Annotated in this window: 13 protein-coding genes; 9 read left to right on the plus strand and 4 right to left on the minus strand. The window is 63.5% G+C overall.

The window, feature by feature from the left end:
- Positions 1 to 260: 260 nt before the first annotated feature.
- Positions 261 to 3,059, plus strand: a complete 2,799-nt coding sequence (locus tag FHS48_RS05530) for a hybrid sensor histidine kinase/response regulator (RefSeq protein ID WP_184262207.1) — start codon at positions 261 to 263, stop codon at positions 3,057 to 3,059.
- Between the two features lie 89 nt (positions 3,060 to 3,148).
- A complete protein-coding gene (locus FHS48_RS05535; protein ID WP_311769088.1) occupies positions 3,149 to 3,820 on the plus strand; it encodes a response regulator transcription factor in 672 nt (223 codons plus the stop codon).
- A 19-nt stretch (positions 3,821 to 3,839) separates the two neighbouring features.
- On the opposite strand, the gene rsmD is transcribed toward FHS48_RS05535, so the two are convergent.
- The 3 genes from rsmD to FHS48_RS05550 are packed head-to-tail and all read right to left on the minus strand — an operon-like array spanning position 3,840 to position 7,255.
- Complete coding sequence (gene rsmD, locus FHS48_RS05540) at positions 3,840 to 4,424, minus strand: 16S rRNA (guanine(966)-N(2))-methyltransferase RsmD (RefSeq protein WP_184262209.1); 585 nt, start codon at positions 4,422 to 4,424, stop codon at positions 3,840 to 3,842.
- Between the two features lie 12 nt (positions 4,425 to 4,436).
- Positions 4,437 to 6,497: a pseudouridine synthase gene (locus tag FHS48_RS20400; RefSeq protein ID WP_184262211.1), complete on the minus strand. Its 2,061-nt coding sequence runs from the start codon at positions 6,495 to 6,497 to the stop codon at positions 4,437 to 4,439.
- Positions 6,494 to 7,255: a gamma-glutamyl-gamma-aminobutyrate hydrolase family protein gene (locus tag FHS48_RS05550; RefSeq protein WP_260402358.1), complete on the minus strand. Its 762-nt coding sequence runs from the start codon at positions 7,253 to 7,255 to the stop codon at positions 6,494 to 6,496. Before FHS48_RS05550 ends, FHS48_RS20400 begins: the two co-directional genes overlap by 4 nt.
- Before the next feature lie 111 nt (positions 7,256 to 7,366).
- Between FHS48_RS05550 and FHS48_RS05555 the strand changes: the two genes are divergently transcribed.
- The 3 genes from FHS48_RS05555 to FHS48_RS05565 all read left to right on the plus strand — a co-directional run bounded on the left by FHS48_RS05555 (position 7,367) and on the right by FHS48_RS05565 (position 8,894).
- Complete coding sequence (locus FHS48_RS05555) at positions 7,367 to 7,795, plus strand: nucleoside deaminase (protein WP_184262609.1); 429 nt, start codon at positions 7,367 to 7,369, stop codon at positions 7,793 to 7,795.
- A 46-nt stretch (positions 7,796 to 7,841) separates the two neighbouring features.
- Positions 7,842 to 8,222, plus strand: a complete 381-nt coding sequence (locus tag FHS48_RS05560; RefSeq protein WP_184262215.1) for a carboxymuconolactone decarboxylase family protein — start codon at positions 7,842 to 7,844, stop codon at positions 8,220 to 8,222.
- Between the two features lie 240 nt (positions 8,223 to 8,462).
- On the plus strand, positions 8,463 to 8,894 hold the full coding sequence (locus tag FHS48_RS05565; RefSeq protein ID WP_184262217.1) for a hypothetical protein: 432 nt from the start codon (positions 8,463 to 8,465) through the stop codon (positions 8,892 to 8,894).
- Positions 8,895 to 9,039: 145 nt separating this feature from the next.
- On the opposite strand, the gene FHS48_RS05570 is transcribed toward FHS48_RS05565, so the two are convergent.
- Positions 9,040 to 10,161 (minus strand): porin, encoded by a 1,122-nt coding sequence (locus FHS48_RS05570; RefSeq protein WP_184262219.1) that lies wholly within the window; start codon positions 10,159 to 10,161, stop codon positions 9,040 to 9,042.
- Positions 10,162 to 10,847: 686 nt separating this feature from the next.
- Here FHS48_RS05570 and FHS48_RS05575 point away from each other — a divergent pair.
- From FHS48_RS05575 to holA, 4 genes are all read left to right on the plus strand, one after another.
- Complete coding sequence (locus FHS48_RS05575) at positions 10,848 to 11,324, plus strand: DUF3576 domain-containing protein (protein WP_311769089.1); 477 nt, start codon at positions 10,848 to 10,850, stop codon at positions 11,322 to 11,324.
- 138 nt (positions 11,325 to 11,462) lie between these two features.
- Entirely contained in the window at positions 11,463 to 14,036 is a 2,574-nt protein-coding gene (gene leuS, locus FHS48_RS05580; RefSeq protein WP_184262221.1) for a leucine--tRNA ligase, read from the plus strand.
- Positions 14,023 to 14,577, plus strand: coding sequence for an LPS assembly lipoprotein LptE (gene lptE, locus FHS48_RS05585; RefSeq protein WP_184262222.1), 555 nt, complete (start codon positions 14,023 to 14,025; stop codon positions 14,575 to 14,577). Before leuS ends, lptE begins: the two co-directional genes overlap by 14 nt.
- Positions 14,574 to 15,620, plus strand: a complete 1,047-nt coding sequence (holA, locus tag FHS48_RS05590; RefSeq protein ID WP_184262224.1) for a DNA polymerase III subunit delta — start codon at positions 14,574 to 14,576, stop codon at positions 15,618 to 15,620. Before lptE ends, holA begins: the two co-directional genes overlap by 4 nt.
- The last annotated feature ends 94 nt before the right edge of the window (positions 15,621 to 15,714 follow it).

The following is a 15,714-nucleotide window of genomic DNA, read 5'->3' on the forward strand; positions in this document are numbered from 1 at the left end:
AGACCTGCCGCCTGACAGACCCGGCACAATATTAAACCGGATCAGAAACGGACCGGAAGCAGGCACCGGCTCTGCCGCAGCGCGATTGTCGCACAGGGCCTTTTAAAGGTACACTTTGGAAATCCCGAGCGTTTTCAGCAAACGTGGACACCGGCTTGCCGATCGTGACCGCTCTGGCACGTTAAGAACACAGCGTCTGCTTCGATGAGCCGGAGTCCACTGAATCGGAAAATGCTCTAAAAGAGGGTCCGGGTCTGCCCATGCGTGATGTCGTTTCAGCCGTTGCCCCGCCTCCGCCGGAGCCAGACTGTCCTGCCCCGCCGTTCCGGCTGTGGGCCAGCCTGTTGATTGCGGCGGGCCTCTGCCTTGCCGGGCTGTCCTTTTATCTCCACAAAGCCATTTCGGATCAGCAACAGGCTGAGGAAAGCCGACAGGCCGCCAGCCGGGTTGCCGGGTCCATCCGGCCCTATCTGTCTGTCTTCTCGCCCTCCCCCCCCGATGAGCCGCCCTCAGAAAGCCGCCGGGATCCGCTGTCCACCCGCCTGAGCAAACAGTTACAGGAAATCGCCCTGTGGTCCGGCCTTCTGGAGCTATCCGTGCTGGACGCAGCGGAAACTCCGCTGTTTTCCACCAATCCCGCCTTGCAGGCGGATCCATCCCCTCTTCTGACCGATCTGAAGGCCCTGACCCGCCCGCTGACCCCTGACCCGCAGCCCCTGCCGACCGTCCGGCAGTCCTTCCGCCTGTTTGAGCAGGTGTTTTCCGGGCAGAATATCAGTCAGCAGATCCTGACCCTCGGCTCTGGCCGGGCCTCGCCGCTGATCATCGTGATGACGTTCCGGCTGTCCTCCCCTGCCACCAGTCTGCCCCATGCACTGATCGGGGCCGGAGGCAGCATGGTCTTTCTGGGGTTGACCGTAACCGCACTGGCCATTCTCGCCCGCCGGGCCAGAATCATGCGGGACCGTCTCGATGCCAGACTGAGCGCCCATGCCGAAACGGATCAGGCCCGCCGCCGCCTGCAGGACATGATGGAACAGACCATTGCCCAGCGGACCCGGCGCCTGCGGGACAGTGAGGGACGGTTCCGCGATTTTGCCATGTCTTCCAGCGACTGGCTGTGGGAGACCGATACCCAGAACCGCTTCACCTATGTCTCTGACGGCATCCGCCGCCTGCTGGGAATGGACCCCGATCAGATCATCGGAAAAACCCGCAGCGAGCTTCAGGCCATCCCCTATGATGAGACCAAACGCTGGGAGACCTATCTGGCCACCCTGCGGGCCCGCCGCCCGTTCCGGAACTTTACCTACCGGATTCTCGACACCGCCGGGCAGGAGCGGATTCATTCCATTTCCGGAACCCCGGTCTTTGACGGCAACGGAACGTTCTCGGGATACCGGGGCAGCGGAACGGACATCACCGACCAGTACCGCGCCATGAAAGCGCTGGTGGAAAGCGAGGACCGCTACCGGTCCGTCGCCGATCTGTCCCTTGATGCCCTGATCGTGCATCTGGACGGACGGATCGTCTTCGTCAATCACCGCGCCGTCACCATCACCCGCGCAGGCAGTGATCAGGATCTGATCGGCCGACCGGTCATTGATTTCGTTCCCGACAGCAGCCTTGAGCAGCTACAGGAACAGTTTGACCAGATCCTGAGCAGCCAGATGATGTCGGAGCGGCGGGAAATCCGCCTGAAGCGACTCGACGGAACGCCATTTGAGGCCGAAGTGGGATCTGCCCCGATCACCCATGACGGTTCCCCGGCCATCCTCACCCTGCTGCGGGACATCACCACCCGCAAAACGGTACAGACCCAGCTGATCCAGACCGCCAAACTGGCCACATTGGGCGAAATGGCCGCCGGGATGGCCCACGAACTGAGCCAGCCGATGAACATCATCCGGATGGCGGCGGAGGGAGCCCTGCTGACCGATGGTGCCACCCTGCCGGAACGGATCCGTAAAGGGCTGGACGTGATCGCCGGGCAGGCCGGACGGATGGGCGACATTATCGACCATATGCGGGTCTTCAGCCGCAAACAGGCCCCCAGCGCCGACCTGTTTGACCCCCAGCGCTGCCTGCGGGAAGCCATCAATATGGTCGAGGCCCAGTTTTACGCCGAGACCATCACCATGGCTGTCCGCTATCCCAACCAGAAAACCCGTGTGCTGGGGCAACCGGTCCATCTGGAGCAGGTGCTGCTGAATCTGCTGACCAATGCCCGTGACAGCCTGCGCAGCCGCAACCGGGAAAACGGCCCGGAAACCGGTTGGAACGCCCATATCGACATCCGCACCAGCATCGACCCCACCGGAGAAATGTTGGGGATTGAGGTCGCCGACAACGGCACCGGCATCCCCGCCGATGCGCTGGACCGGATTTTTGAGCCTTTTTACACCACCAAAGAAGTCGGCAGCGGCACCGGACTCGGCCTGTCCGTCAGCTTCGGGCTGATTTCCGCCATGGGCGGCAGCATCACCGCCCGGAACTGTGAAACCGGTGGGGCCGTCTTCACCATCACACTACCGCTGGCCCCGGCAGACGAAAGAGCGCTGCCGCTGTCTCCCCCCTCCGCAGACCGTCCGCGCTCAGCGCTGACGGCACCACAGGTGCTGATGGACCCGGTTGAGGCAGACGGCGAGGAAGACGAACCGTCCGCCCTGATCGGCCATATTCTGGTGGTGGATGATGAACCGAACGCCGCCACCCTGATCCGGGACCATCTGCGGGCCATGGGCTACCGCGTCACCATGGCCCATGATGGCGCCAAGGCCTATGATCTGTTTCTGGAAGATCCACCCGATCTGCTGATCACCGACCTGCGGATGCCACGGGTTGGCGGACTGGAGCTGATGGCCCGCCTGCATCACCACATCCCCGATCTTCCCGTCATCCTGATGACCGGACACATGGGGCAATCCGACCTCAGCCCGGAAGATATCGAAGCTGAAGCCGCAGCCGTCCTGCGCAAGCCGATCCGACTGACGGATCTGACCACGCTGGTCAGGGCGCATCTGCCAGAAGACCTGAGCCCCCCCTTGCCCACATCCTGATCACAGGCACACGGCTTGGGGATGTTTTGACATTTTGCGTCAAAGTTGTTGAAGTGAGGGCCGGATGAGGGGCGTTAGGGAGGCTCAGGGTGCTGCGACTGATTCTGGCAGACGATCATACATTGGTGCGGCAAGGGCTTCTGCCGTTTCTGGCCACGCTCGATACGGCTGTCGAGGTGCTGGAAGCCTCTGATTTTGATGAGGCCCTCGCCAAAGCCGCAGCGGAAAAAACCTCCGGCACCCCGCTGTCCCTGATCCTGCTGGACCTGAGAATGCCCGGCATGCGCGGCACCACCGGCATTTCCCGGATGATTGAACAGCAGCCCGGTGTGCCGGTGGTGATTCTGTCGGGATCGATTGATGCCGGCGACGTGGTTGCCTGTGCCGAAGCCGGGGCCAATGGCTATCTGCCCAAGACCCTCAGTTCCACCGCCATGCTGAATGCCCTGCGGCTGGTTCTGTCCGGAGAAAAGTATTTTCCGTCTTTCGCCATGGGGGCTCCGGCCCGGTCTGCTGCCGAGATGGAACGGGAGAGCACAGCCCCTTCCACCCCCAGCCCGCTGCTGGAACGGCTGGAAGCCCGTGAACGGGTCATTCTGGGAATGGTCGTGGACGGGGCAACCAACAAGGAAATTGCCCGCGCGCTGGATCTTCAGGAAGTGACCATTAAGGTGCAGACCCGGAATATTTACCGCAAACTGGGGGCCGCCAACCGCAGTCAGGCGGTGCGGATTGCCATGGAGAACGGCTGGCAGACCTGATCCGCCAGCCGCGCCGCCATCAGGCCGGGCTGATACCGCTGCCCTGCCACACCAGAAACGTCACCCGCGCCTTCCCATAGTCGCGGGTATCCACCACCGTAAAACCGGGCGGAACAACCGCCTCCGCATCCCGGGCCGTCTCCGCGACCGCGACAGCCCCGGGTGCCAACCAGCCCTTTTCAGCCAAAGCCGTCAGAACCGGACTGCACAGGGGCTGAGCATAGGGCGGATCAAGAAACACCAGAGACACTGGCTGCCTGGCCTGCGGCGGCTTCAGGGCATCCCCGGCAATCACCGCGCACTCCGCATCAGCCCGCATGGAGCGGATATTCGCCTTAAGGGCCTGTAAGGCCTGCGGTCCCCGCTCCAGAAAGGTGACATGCCGTGCCCCGCGCGACAGGGCTTCCAGCCCCAGCGCGCCGGTTCCGGCAAACACATCCAAAACCCGGCTTTCCGACAGCATAAAACCGTTCCGCCCCTGAAACCGATGGAGCAGGACGTTAAAAACCGCCTCCCGCGCCCGGTCGGAGGTGGGACGAACTTCGTCCCGCCCCTCCGGCGCGGTCAGCAGCTTGCCGCGAAAGCGGCCGCCGACAATCCGCATCCCCGGCCCCCTTTAACGGCCGGACCGCGGACGCGGCCCACCGGGACGACCCCCACCGGGACGACCTTTGCCACGGTCTGCGCCCGGCCGGTCCCCTTGCGGGCGGTTGCCGTGCGGACGGTCAGACCGGGGACGATCCTCACGGGACCGATCCCCCTGCGGACGCCCACCATGGGGCTTATCCCCCTCAGCGCGGTCGCGCGGCGGACGGTCACCGAACGGGCGGTCTCCCTGCGGGCGGTTGCCGTGCGGACGGTCAGACCGGGGACGGTCCTCACGGGACCGATCCCCCTGCGGACGGCCACCATAGGGCTTATCCCCTTCAGCACGGTCACGCGGCGGACGGTCGCCGAACGGACGGTCTCCCTGCGGGCGATTGCCGTACGGGCGGTCAGAGCGGGGACGGTCCTCACGGGACCGATCCCCCTGCGGACGGCCACCATAGGGCTTATCCCCCTCAGCGCGGTCACGCGGCGGACGGTCGCCGAACGGACGGTCTCCCTGCGGACGATTGCCGTACGGGCGGTCAGACCGGGGACGATCCCCTTGCGGACGGCTGCCATAGGGCTTATCCCCCTCAGCGCGGTCACGCGGCGGACGGTCACCGTACGGACGATCTTCCTGCGGACGATTGCCGTACGGACGATCCTCACGGGGACGATCCCCCTGCGGACGGCCACCATAGGGCTTATCCCCCTCGGCGCGGTCGCGCGGCGGACGGTCGCCGAACGGACGGTCTCCCTGCGGGCGGTTACCATACGGGCGGTCAGACCGGGGACGGTCCTCACGGGGACGGTCCCCCTGCGGACGGCCACCATAGGGCTTATCCCCCTCAGCGCGGTCACGCGGCGGACGGTCGCCGAACGGACGGTCTCCCTGCGGGCGGTTACCATACGGGCGGTCAGACCGGGGACGATCCTCACGGGGACGGTCCTCACGGGACCGATCCCCCTGCGGACGGCTGCCATAGGGCTTATCCCCCTCAGCGCGGTCGCGCGGCGGACGATCGCCGAACGGACGGTCTCCCTGCGGGCGGTTACCATACGGGCGGTCAGACCGGGGACGGTCTTCACGGGACCGATCCCCTTGCGGGCGATCGCGCCGGGGTCCGTCTTCTGTGCGGCGATCCTCTGCCTTCGCGGCAAAGTCAAGCCGCCGGGACCCCGGACGCACCGGCTTCGGCTTGGCCCGGGCCCAACCGGTCCGGTCCAGCCGCACCGGCTTCACGTCCTCAGCCGACCCGGCCTTGGCGACATTGTCGAGCAGCTCGGCCAGCATCTTCGGCGGAATCTCTTCCAGCTCACCGCGCTCCAGCCGCCCGATATAGAACGGACCGTAGGAGACCCGGACCAGACGGTTGACGCGGTAACCCAGATAATCCATCACCCGACGGATTTCCCGGTTCTTGCCTTCGGTCAGGGTGACGGTCAGCCAGCTGTTGGCCCCGGACTGACGCTCCAGAATGGCCTGAATCGACCCGTAGGTCACACCATCAACCGTCACCCCTTTGGTCAGCAGCGCCAACCGGGCCGGATCAACCGCCCCAAACACCCGGACCCGGTAGCGCCGGGTCCAACCGTTCGACGGATGCTCAAACTGACGGGCCAGAGCGCCATCGTTGGTCAGCAGCAGCAGACCTTCCGAATTCAGGTCAAGGCGACCGACCGAAATCACCCGTGGCATGGTGGACGGCATGGCATCAAACACCGTCGGGCGGCCCTGCGGGTCGTGATGGGTGGTGACCAGACCCGGCGGCTTGTGATAGCGCCAGACGCGGGTGGTCTGCGGTTTGGCCACCGGCTTGCCGTCAACGGTCAGGACATCCTGCACCGTCACCAGCGTTGCCGGGGTTTCCACCACCTGACCATTAACCTTCACCCGCCGCTCGGCGATCAGCTTTTCAGCATCACGGCGGGAGCAGACACCGGCCCGGGCCAACGCCTTGGCAATCCGCTCGCCATCCTCATCCGGCCCCGACGCCGCCTCGGCTTCGGGGGCATCAAAGTCCAGATCGGGCTCCAGATCAGGTCCCAGATCGGGTTCAGACTCGGGGAAATCGTAATCAGCGGTCATGACGGGCGGCTTTCTTTGGCGGCCTGCAAAAAGGCCGTAAACACTTTCGTATCAGCATCGCTGATATGGTACTCGGGATGCCACTGCACCCCGAGGCAGAATCGATAGGCAGGGTGCTCAATCGCCTCAATCACCCCATCGGTGGCAATGGCGCTGATCACCACATCCGGCCCGGAGGCCTTGGCCGCCTGATGGTGGGCCGAGTTGACCGGAAACTCCAGTGCCCCGGTCACACGGTGCAGCAGGCTGCCGGGGGCAACGCGGACGATGTGCCCGGCCTCGGTCCGGGGATTGGGCTGTTCATGCGCCAGCGCATTGTCAACCTCATCCGGAATATGCTGGATCAGGGTCCCCCCCAGGACCACATGCAGAAGCTGCTGACCACCACAGATGCCCAGCACCGGCAGATCACGGGCCAGTGCCCCCCGGGTGATCGCCACCTCGAAGGCTGTCCGGCCTTCCTTCAGCACCACTGTATCATGGCGGGTCCTGGCCCCGAACATCGCCGGATCAATATCGAACGCCCCACCGGGAACCAGCAGGCCATCAATCCGGTCAAGATAGTCCTCGACCAGTGCAGGCTCATGCGGCAGCAGCAAAGGCAGGCCACCGGCCGCCACCACCGATTCGACGTAGTTTTTGCGCAGGGCGTACCACGGCATCTTGGAGTAGCCGCCCCCGTCCTCGGCGTCGAGGGGAATGCCGATCACCGGGCGGCCGCTGGCGCGGACCCCGGCAGAAGAAGTCTGTGTCATCATGGTGGTGTTCATAGCGCCTTCGCCGGGGTGCGGCAATCGTGACTTGACGCCCCCTATCACACCCGTAACAGTCACCGCATGCAAGATCCTGTTTTTTCTCTTTCCCTGCCGATGCGGCTGGCGCTGGATGAAGCGGCGGCGGCGGCGGCGCGTGGCGAAGTGCCGGTCGGGGCGGTGGTGGTCCGGAATGGGGTGGTGATTGCCCGCGCCGGAAACCGGACCGAAGAACTGATGGACCCCACTGCCCATGCCGAATGCCTCGCCCTGCGCGAGGCTGCCCGTGTTCTCGGGTCTCCCCGTCTGCCCGGCTGCGACCTGTACGTCACGCTGGAGCCCTGCGCGTTGTGTGCGGCGGCGATCTCCCTGTTCCGGATCCGCCGTCTGTATTTCGGGGCCTATGACCCGAAAGGCGGGGCTGTGGACCATGGTCCCCGCTGGTTTCAGCAACCGACCTGCCTGCACGCCCCTGAGAGTTATGGGGGACTAGGGGAACGGCCGGCGGCCACCCTGCTGCGCCGGTTTTTCTCGACGCTCCGATAAATAAGTTTATACTAATATATAGTCATCTTCTCTCAGGAGCTTTTGCATGAGCATCGAGACCCCGACCACCGCCAAAGACTGGATCGGCATGGCCGACGACCTGCGCGGTGCCATCAAGGAAATGCGCGGTGGTATTCCCGCTGTGGCCAAAGCCTTCAGCGCCCTGGCCGCAGCCGCAACCGCTCCAGCCGCACTGGATGTGAAAACCAAGGAACTGATCGCCATCGGCATTGCCATCGCCGCCCGCTGCGACGGCTGCATCACCTTCCACGTCAAGGCTGCCGTCGACCATGGTGCCACCCGCGAGGAGATCATGGAAACCGTGGGGATGGCCATCTACATGGGCGGCGGGCCGTCGATGATCTACGGATCCATGACCGTCGAAGCATTTGACCAATACATGGCTGCCAGAACAGAAACCGCATAAGCGTTTCCCGCACAGGCAGACGGGCGCAGGCTTTGGCGCTGGAAGCGCTTTCACGCCCGAAGACAGGTCGGATTCTCTTCCCGCAGCGGGCACACCCAATCGGAAAATGCCCGGCCAGTCTGCCTGTGATATAACCCGGATTGCCCTGTTCTGCCGGAGACACTCCTGATGCCCCTCAGCCGCTTTCCTGCCCGGCCCGTCTGGCGGTCTGTCCTGCATGCCTGTTGCCTGATCGGTCTGGTGGCGGGGGGGGCTATTGCTGTCACACCGCAGCCCGCCGCAGCCCAGCAGGGCAAAAAGACGGCAAAACCTAAAAGCCAGATTGATGATGTCCCGGGGAGTTTTGTTCAGCTTGACGTGGTCTGGGCCCCGGTGGCAGACCCCGGCGAACGCCCGATTTATCAGGGGCTGTTTGTCCGTCTCTATCTGTCGGAAACAGAACGGTATGAAGGCTGCGTCAAAATCGCCTACATCCCGGAAATGCTGATCATTGCACTTTCCGACAATCCGATACGCAAGCGTGACTATTCGGATCCCAAAAAGCTGCAATCAATCATCGAGAGCATCGTCATGAAAGGCACCGGAAGACGCCTGTACCGGCAGATCGAGGTGTCAACGCAGGATATGCCCTATAGCAAAGAAGAAGAAGGGCCGAGCAACACCTGTAAATAAGGGTCTCTTTTCCAGATTGATGAATAACGAAAAACACCTTCAGATGATCTGAGGGTGTTTTTTTATATGCGAAGCTATCCGTACAAAGAAAAAGGGCTCCCGAAGGAGCCCTTTTCCCATTTCAAACCTGCGGACAGGTCAGAAATTAGAAGGTCAGCGACAGACCGGTGGCGGCAACCCAGCCATCGTTGTCGTTGCCGGTGGAAGCGGTACCGGCAGAGTCGAACTTCACATAAGCCAGACCGCCGACCAGATCGACGCCCGGGCCCATGTTGTAGGAGGTGGACAGCTGCAGGGCCTTGGACTTGTCGTCGGACTTGCTGGTGACAGAAGTCTGACCGACGTCAGCCTGCTTGGCATCCAGGTAGGTCAGGGAGATGCCGTACGGGCCGGTCTTGTAAGACACGCCAGCTTCCCAAACGGTGCCGTCAGCATCAAGCTGGCCGGTGATACCGTCCATGTTGATCTTGCGGTAGGCGCCGCCCACTTCGAAGCCAGCGTAGCCGAACTTCAGGCCAGCCTGGTATTCGTCACGGTTCTTCACCTGGTTGCCGGTATCAGCGGTCAGCCAGCCGATGTCAGCAGACACGGTGACGTCGCCGAACTTGCCAGCGTAGCCGAGGCCGACGCCATAGGCATCAGACACGACGGTGTTGGCAGTGGTGGTGGCACCCGGGTTGTCGTCACCATGGGTGGACGAAGCAGACGGCACATAGGAAGCGCCGAAGGTGAAGCCAGCGAAGGACGGGGAGATGTAGCTGATCGCTTCACGGTCGCCGTTGGTGTCGATCGCGGTATCGGTTTCGGTGCTGACCGAACCCGGCTTCACGACATAAGCGCCGTCGAGCAGGTCGCCACCGGCCAGACCGCCACCGACGATCGGGGCGTTGTTGTGGATCATGGTCAGGGCGTTGTCGTCAGCGCCGGTCTTGATGGTACCGAAGTTGCCGGACAGGCTGATGGACCATTCGTCGGACACGTCGCTCATGGAGCGGCCGCCGGACTCGATCTCATACTTCACGGCAACGGTCAGGCCGTTGTCGAGAGTGGTCTTGCCGGAGAAGTGGATTTCGTTGTCGCCCTTGACGTCAACGGCAGACACTTCGTTGCCGGACTGACGGATGAAGGCGTCGTCGTTGGAGGCATAGCCAACCATCACGGCACCGTAGCCGCCGATGGACAGCTTAATCGGGTCGGCAGCGTTGGCGGAGCCAGCGAAAGCAGCGGCGGCGACGAGAGCGCTGGTGCCGATGAGGATCTTTTTCATTCTTCCCAAATCCCTAATTTGGTTCAGTGGAACGAGGTCGTTAACCGCTGCGACCCCCTGGGGGCCATGAACACAGCCCCCTACCGGAGCGGCGATCACATCACGGTGAGGCCATGAAGCCACTTAACGTCCGGCGGGTCAACCGGCGTGCACCGGCCGTTGTGCCAATTTGCCCACAGTGTGTTTTCCATGCAACAGGTCGGGCAACAGATCAGAAAGCGGTCTGACCGGCCCGATCTTTCAGCCCGGCCGGGGGCACGGCCCCATCCGCCCCGCAGTCCCCGGGAAGGATAAGCCCGATCCTCCGCAGATCTTCTGCCGGACCTCTCCATCCCGGAACTTGGGGGATTTTGCCCGAATTTTGGGGGATTTTGATGGTGCAGGCTCTTCCCCCTGTCAGGGGAGGACTGATATATAGAGTACCCTGCCGGGGCAGGCGTCTCCTGTCGTGGGCTACCGCGCCGACTCCGGCCTCTGCCCCTGTTCTGTTTTTACCTCTGGCCTCCGGCACCCGCTTTATATCCTGTTTTACCCCCCCGTTTTACCCAAGGTTACGGATCGTGATGACGAAAATGGACACACCCCGGTCTTCCGCTTCCCTCACGCGGCAGCGCCGCCTCCGGCGGGTTTTTCTGGGGGGGCTGGCTGTCGCCGTCCTGGCCTTGTCCGGCTGCGGTGGGGAAAATATGGATGCCCGCCCCTATGAAAAGAATTCCGACGGTCAGTGGACCCGCGGCGGCGAAGGCGGTACCGGCAGCATCTTCGGCAAGGGTGGCCTGAACATTCTCGGCGGTGACAAGAACGCCGACCAGTCCGATGGCGGCGGCAGCGGCAACGGGATCAACGTCAACGCTTTCCTGTGGCGCGCTTCGCTCGATACCATTTCCTTCATGCCGCTGTCCTCGGCGGATCCCTTCGGCGGTGTGATTATCACCGACTGGTATTCCACCCCGGAAACCCCGCAGGAACGTTTTAAGGTCAACGTCTTCATCCTCGGCCGCGCCCTGCGCTCCGACGGCGTGAAGGTATCGGTGTTCCGTCAGGCGGTGGATCCCTCCTCCGGCCGCTGGGCCGATACCCCGGTCAACGCCAGCGTGGCGACGGAAATGGAAAATGCCATCCTGACCCGCGCCCGCCAGATGCGGGTTGCCGTCTCGAAATAACAGGCCGGTTTCCGGCTCTGCCCACCCCGGAGCATCCCCGGTCACGGGGGCGGTTCTGCTCCACTGTCTTTTTCTCTGCCGGCGGCGGGCGTCTTTTCTGCTGTCCGTCCCGGCCCCTGTTTCAGGTGAAGTGTCATCATGGCCCGCGAGGATCGTTACAACGTCAAGGCAACCGAACAGAAGTGGCAGACCGCCTGGGATCAGGCCCGCTGCTTCGAGGTGACCGAGGATACCTCCCGCCCCAAATACTACGTGCTGGAAATGTTCCCCTATCCGTCGGGGCGAATCCACATGGGCCATGTCCGCAACTATACGCTGGGGGACGTGGTCGCCCGCTTCAAACGGGCGCAGGGCTTCAACGTCCTCCACCCGATGGGCTGGGATGCCTTCGGCCTGCCGGCGGAAAACGCCGCCATCGAACGCGGCGCCCACCCGGGCACCTGGACTTATCAGAACATCGACGCCATGCGCGCCCAGTTCAAGCCGATGGGTCTGTCGATCGACTGGTCGCGGGAAATCGCCACCTGCGCCCCGGACTACTACCGTCACGAACAGAAGATGTTCCTCGACTTCCTGAAGACCGGTCTGGCCTACCGTAAGGAGTCGTGGGTCAACTGGGATCCGGTCGACAACACCGTTCTCGCCAACGAACAGGTGATTGATGGCCGTGGCTGGCGCACCGGCGCGCTGGTGGAGCGCCGCAAGCTGAGCCAGTGGTTCCTGAAGATCACCGCCTATGCCGATGACCTTCTTGAAGCCATCAAGGGTCTGGAGCGCTGGCCGGAAAAGGTCCGCACCATGCAGACCAACTGGATCGGCCGCTCGGAAGGAGCCCGCGTGACCTGGGATCTGGTCGGCCGCGACGGCTCCATCGAGGTGTTCACCACCCGCCCGGATACCCTGTTCGGGGCCTCGTTCCTCGCCCTGTCGCCGCATCACCCGCTGACCGCCGAGCTGGCGGCCGGAAATGCCGCCCTGACCGAGTTCATCGCCGACTGTGACCGCCTCGGCACCTCGGAAGAAGCGATTGAGACGGCGGAGAAGAAGGGCTTCGACACCGGCCTGACCGTCCGCCATCCGTTCAACCCGGACTGGACCGTGCCGGTCTATGTCGCCAACTTCGTGCTGATGGATTACGGCACCGGTGCGGTGTTCGGCTGCCCGGCCCACGATCAGCGCGATATGGATTTTGCCCGCAAGTATGGCCTGCCGGTGAAGGCCGTCGTCGCCCCGAAGGGCGAGGATACCGCCGCCTTTGTCGCCACGCTGGAAGCCTCCGAGACCGCCTATTCCGATGATGGCATTGCCATCAACTCCGACTTCCTGAACGGCCTGTCGCAGACCGAAGCCAAGTCGGCGGCGATCCGCAAGATCGAGTCGCTGGAGAAGGGCCACGGCACCATTCAGTACCGTCTGCGCGACTGGGGCGTCTCCCGCCAGCGCTACTGGGGCTGCCCGATCCCGGTCATCCACTGCGATGACTGCGGCGTGGTGCCGGTGCCGGAGCAGGACCTGCCGGTGCAGCTGCCCGAGGATGTCACCTTCGACAAGCCGGGCAACCCGCTGGAACGTCACCCGACGTGGAAGCACACCACCTGCCCGTGCTGCGGCAAAGCCGCCCGCCGCGAGACCGACACCTTCGACACCTTCTTCGAGTCGTCGTGGTACTTCGCCCGCTTCTGCGCCCCGAAGAACCCGGATGTGGCCTTTGACCGCACTGCGGTCGATTACTGGCTGCCGGTCGATCAATACATCGGTGGGGTGGAACACGCGGTTCTGCACCTGCTGTATTCCCGCTTCTTCACCCGGGCCCTGAAGGAATGCGGCTATCTGGACGTGAAAGAGCCGTTCGACGGCCTGTTCACCCAGGGGATGATCTGCCACGAAACCTATCAGACCGCTGACGGCAAGTGGCTGGATCCGTCGGAGATCGAAAAGACCGACTCCGGCCTGTGGATCCGCACCGCCGACCAGAGCCCGGTCACCGTCGGCCGCTCGATCAAAATGTCGAAGTCGAAGAAGAACGTGGTCGATCCCGACAGGATCTTCGATGCCTACGGTGCCGACGCCGCCCGCCTGTTCATGCTGTCTGACAGCCCGCCGGAACGCGATCTGGACTGGACCGACAGCGGCATTGAAGGGGCATGGCGCTTCATCAACCGCCTGTGGCGCATGGCTGGTGAGATTCAGGCTTCGGCCGCTGCGGTGCCGACCGACTCCTCCCCCGCCGGGAAGCTGGTGCGGATGGCCCACAAGACCATCGCCGCCATCACCGAAGATCTGGAAAAGCTGCGCTTCAACACCGCTGTCGCCCGTATCCGCGAACTGGCCAATGCCGTTGGCGGTCTGGAACAGACCGATGACGCCGCCCGCTCAGCCTATCGTTTCGGCATTGAAACGCTGGTGCGGATCAGCGCCCCGATGATGCCGCATCTGGCCGAAGAACTGTGGTCGGAACTGGGCGGGGCCACCCTGCTGACCGATACCCCGTGGCCGACCTATGACCCGGCCCTGCTGGTGGAAGACACCGTGACCCTTGCCGTTCAGGTGAAGGGCAAGCTGCGCGGAACGATTGAGGTCGCCAAGACCGCCAGCGATGCTGAGATCGAAGCCGCCGCTCTGGGGCTGGAAACCGTTCAGGCCCAGATCGGCGGTCAGCCGGTACGGAAAATCATCATTGTCCCGGGCAAGATCGTCAATGTGGTCGTCTAAGCGCACCATCCGCACGGCTCTGTTGGGCTGCACGCTTGCCACGGCTTCGGCCGTGGCAGGCTGCGGCTTCCAGCCGATGTATGCCCGGTCCAACAACGGGGATGCCCTGAAGACCGCCATGGCGGCGGTTGACGTGGGCATCATCGAGGACCGTCAGGGGCAGATGCTGCGCAACGCGCTGGAACGGCGCTTTGAGCAGGGTGCCGGGAATACGGTCCAGAAACGCTATCGCCTGACCGTTAAGATGACCGAGGTGAAAACCGAGTCGGGCTTCCGTAAGGATGCGACCAGCACCCGGGAATCGGTGACGCTGGCCACCACATCCAAACTGGAAAGCGGCGGCAAAGTGGTCTGGTCCCGGCAGCATAGTGCAATGACCGGCTATAATATCACCGCCGATCATTTTACGGTCGAAATGGCCTACCGGAATGCCCGGGAACGGACAATCGAGCAGCTTTCTGACCAGATCAGCGAAGCGGTTGCCGTCTTCCTGAAGCAGAACCCCAGCCTTGGAACGGCGCCAGCCGGGTCCGCCCCATGAAAATCAGCGCAGACCGCGCCGATTCCTTTTGCGCCCGCCCGGATGCCAAGATCCGGTCGGTCCTGATTTACGGCCCCGATGACGGACTGGTGCGGGAACGGGTTGTGACGGCGATGAAAACCGTGGTCGCAGACCTGTCAGACCCCTTCCGGGTTGCCGATCTGACCGCAGCCGCCATTACCAAAGACCCCGCCCTGCTGGCGGATGAAGCCGCCGCCATGGCCCTGACCGGGGGCCGCCGGGTGATCCGGATCCGCGATGCCGGAGACGGCCTGACCAAACCCTTTGAAGCCTTTCTCAATGCCCCGGCCGGGGATGCCCTGATCGTTGTTCAGGCCGACGATCTGGCCGCCAAATCAACCCTGCGCAAGCTGTTTGAGGCCCACACCCTCGCGGCCGCAGTGCCCTGCTATGCCGATGATGAGGGGGCTCTGGCTGCGGTCATCAACCGCACCCTGAACACCCATGGCCTGAGTGCCGGAAAAGACACGCTCGATTATCTGGTGGCCAATCTCGGCGGCGACCGGGCGGTGACCCGTCAGGAACTGGACAAACTTGTCACTTATATGGGCCCCGCCGGGGATAGCCCCCGCTCCGTCAGTCTGGAAGATGCCATGGCCTGCATCGGGGATATGTCGGCACTGGCGCAGGATGACCTGATTCTGGCGGCGGCCGAGGGCGACTCGCTGACAGCCCAGCGGCTGCTGGACCGGCTGTTTGCCGAAGGAACCAATCCGGTCCCGATCCTGCGGGCCGCCCTCCGGCATTTTCAGCGCCTGCATCTGGCTGCATCCGCCCTCAGTCATGGGCATACGGCGGACTCGGCGCTGGGGCTGCTGAAGCCTCCGGTGTTTTTCAAGACCAAGCCCCGGTTTACGGCGCAACTGCGCCTGTGGTCCCCGGCACGGGCCATGACCGCCCTTGATCTGCTGCTACAAACCGAAATCGACTGCAAGACAACCGGGATGCCGGAGCAGGAGCTGACCTCCCGCGCCTTCCTCAGCATCGCCAATGCGGCGCGGGCGGCAAAACGCGGGCCGTAGCAGCCTGAGGGCAACGCGCCCCCCATCCATTGCTATGAAAATAAAAAACGGAGGCCCTCAGCCTCCGTTTTCCATGGTCCGGTCTCTCTCCCGA

Source organism: Novispirillum itersonii (assembly GCF_014205675.1).
Taxonomy (GTDB): domain Bacteria; phylum Pseudomonadota; class Alphaproteobacteria; order Rhodospirillales; family Rhodospirillaceae; genus Novispirillum; species Novispirillum itersonii_A.

Bases quoted from the DNA above. Each gene is read 5' to 3' on its own strand.
- FHS48_RS05530 (WP_184262207.1), top strand. From the start codon at position 261: ATGCGTGATGTCGTTTCAGCCGTTGCCCCGCCTCCGCCGGAGCCAGAC.
- rsmD (WP_184262209.1), bottom strand. From the start codon at position 4,424: ATGCGGATTGTCGGCGGCCGCTTTCGCGGCAAGCTGCTGACCGCGCCG.
- FHS48_RS20400 (WP_184262211.1), bottom strand. From the start codon at position 6,497: ATGACCGCTGATTACGATTTCCCCGAGTCTGAACCCGATCTGGGACCT.
- FHS48_RS05550 (WP_260402358.1), bottom strand. From the start codon at position 7,255: ATGATGACACAGACTTCTTCTGCCGGGGTCCGCGCCAGCGGCCGCCCG.
- FHS48_RS05555 (WP_184262609.1), top strand. From the start codon at position 7,367: ATGCGGCTGGCGCTGGATGAAGCGGCGGCGGCGGCGGCGCGTGGCGAA.
- FHS48_RS05560 (WP_184262215.1), top strand. From the start codon at position 7,842: ATGAGCATCGAGACCCCGACCACCGCCAAAGACTGGATCGGCATGGCC.
- FHS48_RS05570 (WP_184262219.1), bottom strand. From the start codon at position 10,161: ATGAAAAAGATCCTCATCGGCACCAGCGCTCTCGTCGCCGCCGCTGCT.
- FHS48_RS05575 (WP_311769089.1), top strand. From the start codon at position 10,848: ATGGATGCCCGCCCCTATGAAAAGAATTCCGACGGTCAGTGGACCCGC.
- leuS (WP_184262221.1), top strand. From the start codon at position 11,463: ATGGCCCGCGAGGATCGTTACAACGTCAAGGCAACCGAACAGAAGTGG.
- lptE (WP_184262222.1), top strand. From the start codon at position 14,023: ATGTGGTCGTCTAAGCGCACCATCCGCACGGCTCTGTTGGGCTGCACG.
- holA (WP_184262224.1), top strand. From the start codon at position 14,574: ATGAAAATCAGCGCAGACCGCGCCGATTCCTTTTGCGCCCGCCCGGAT.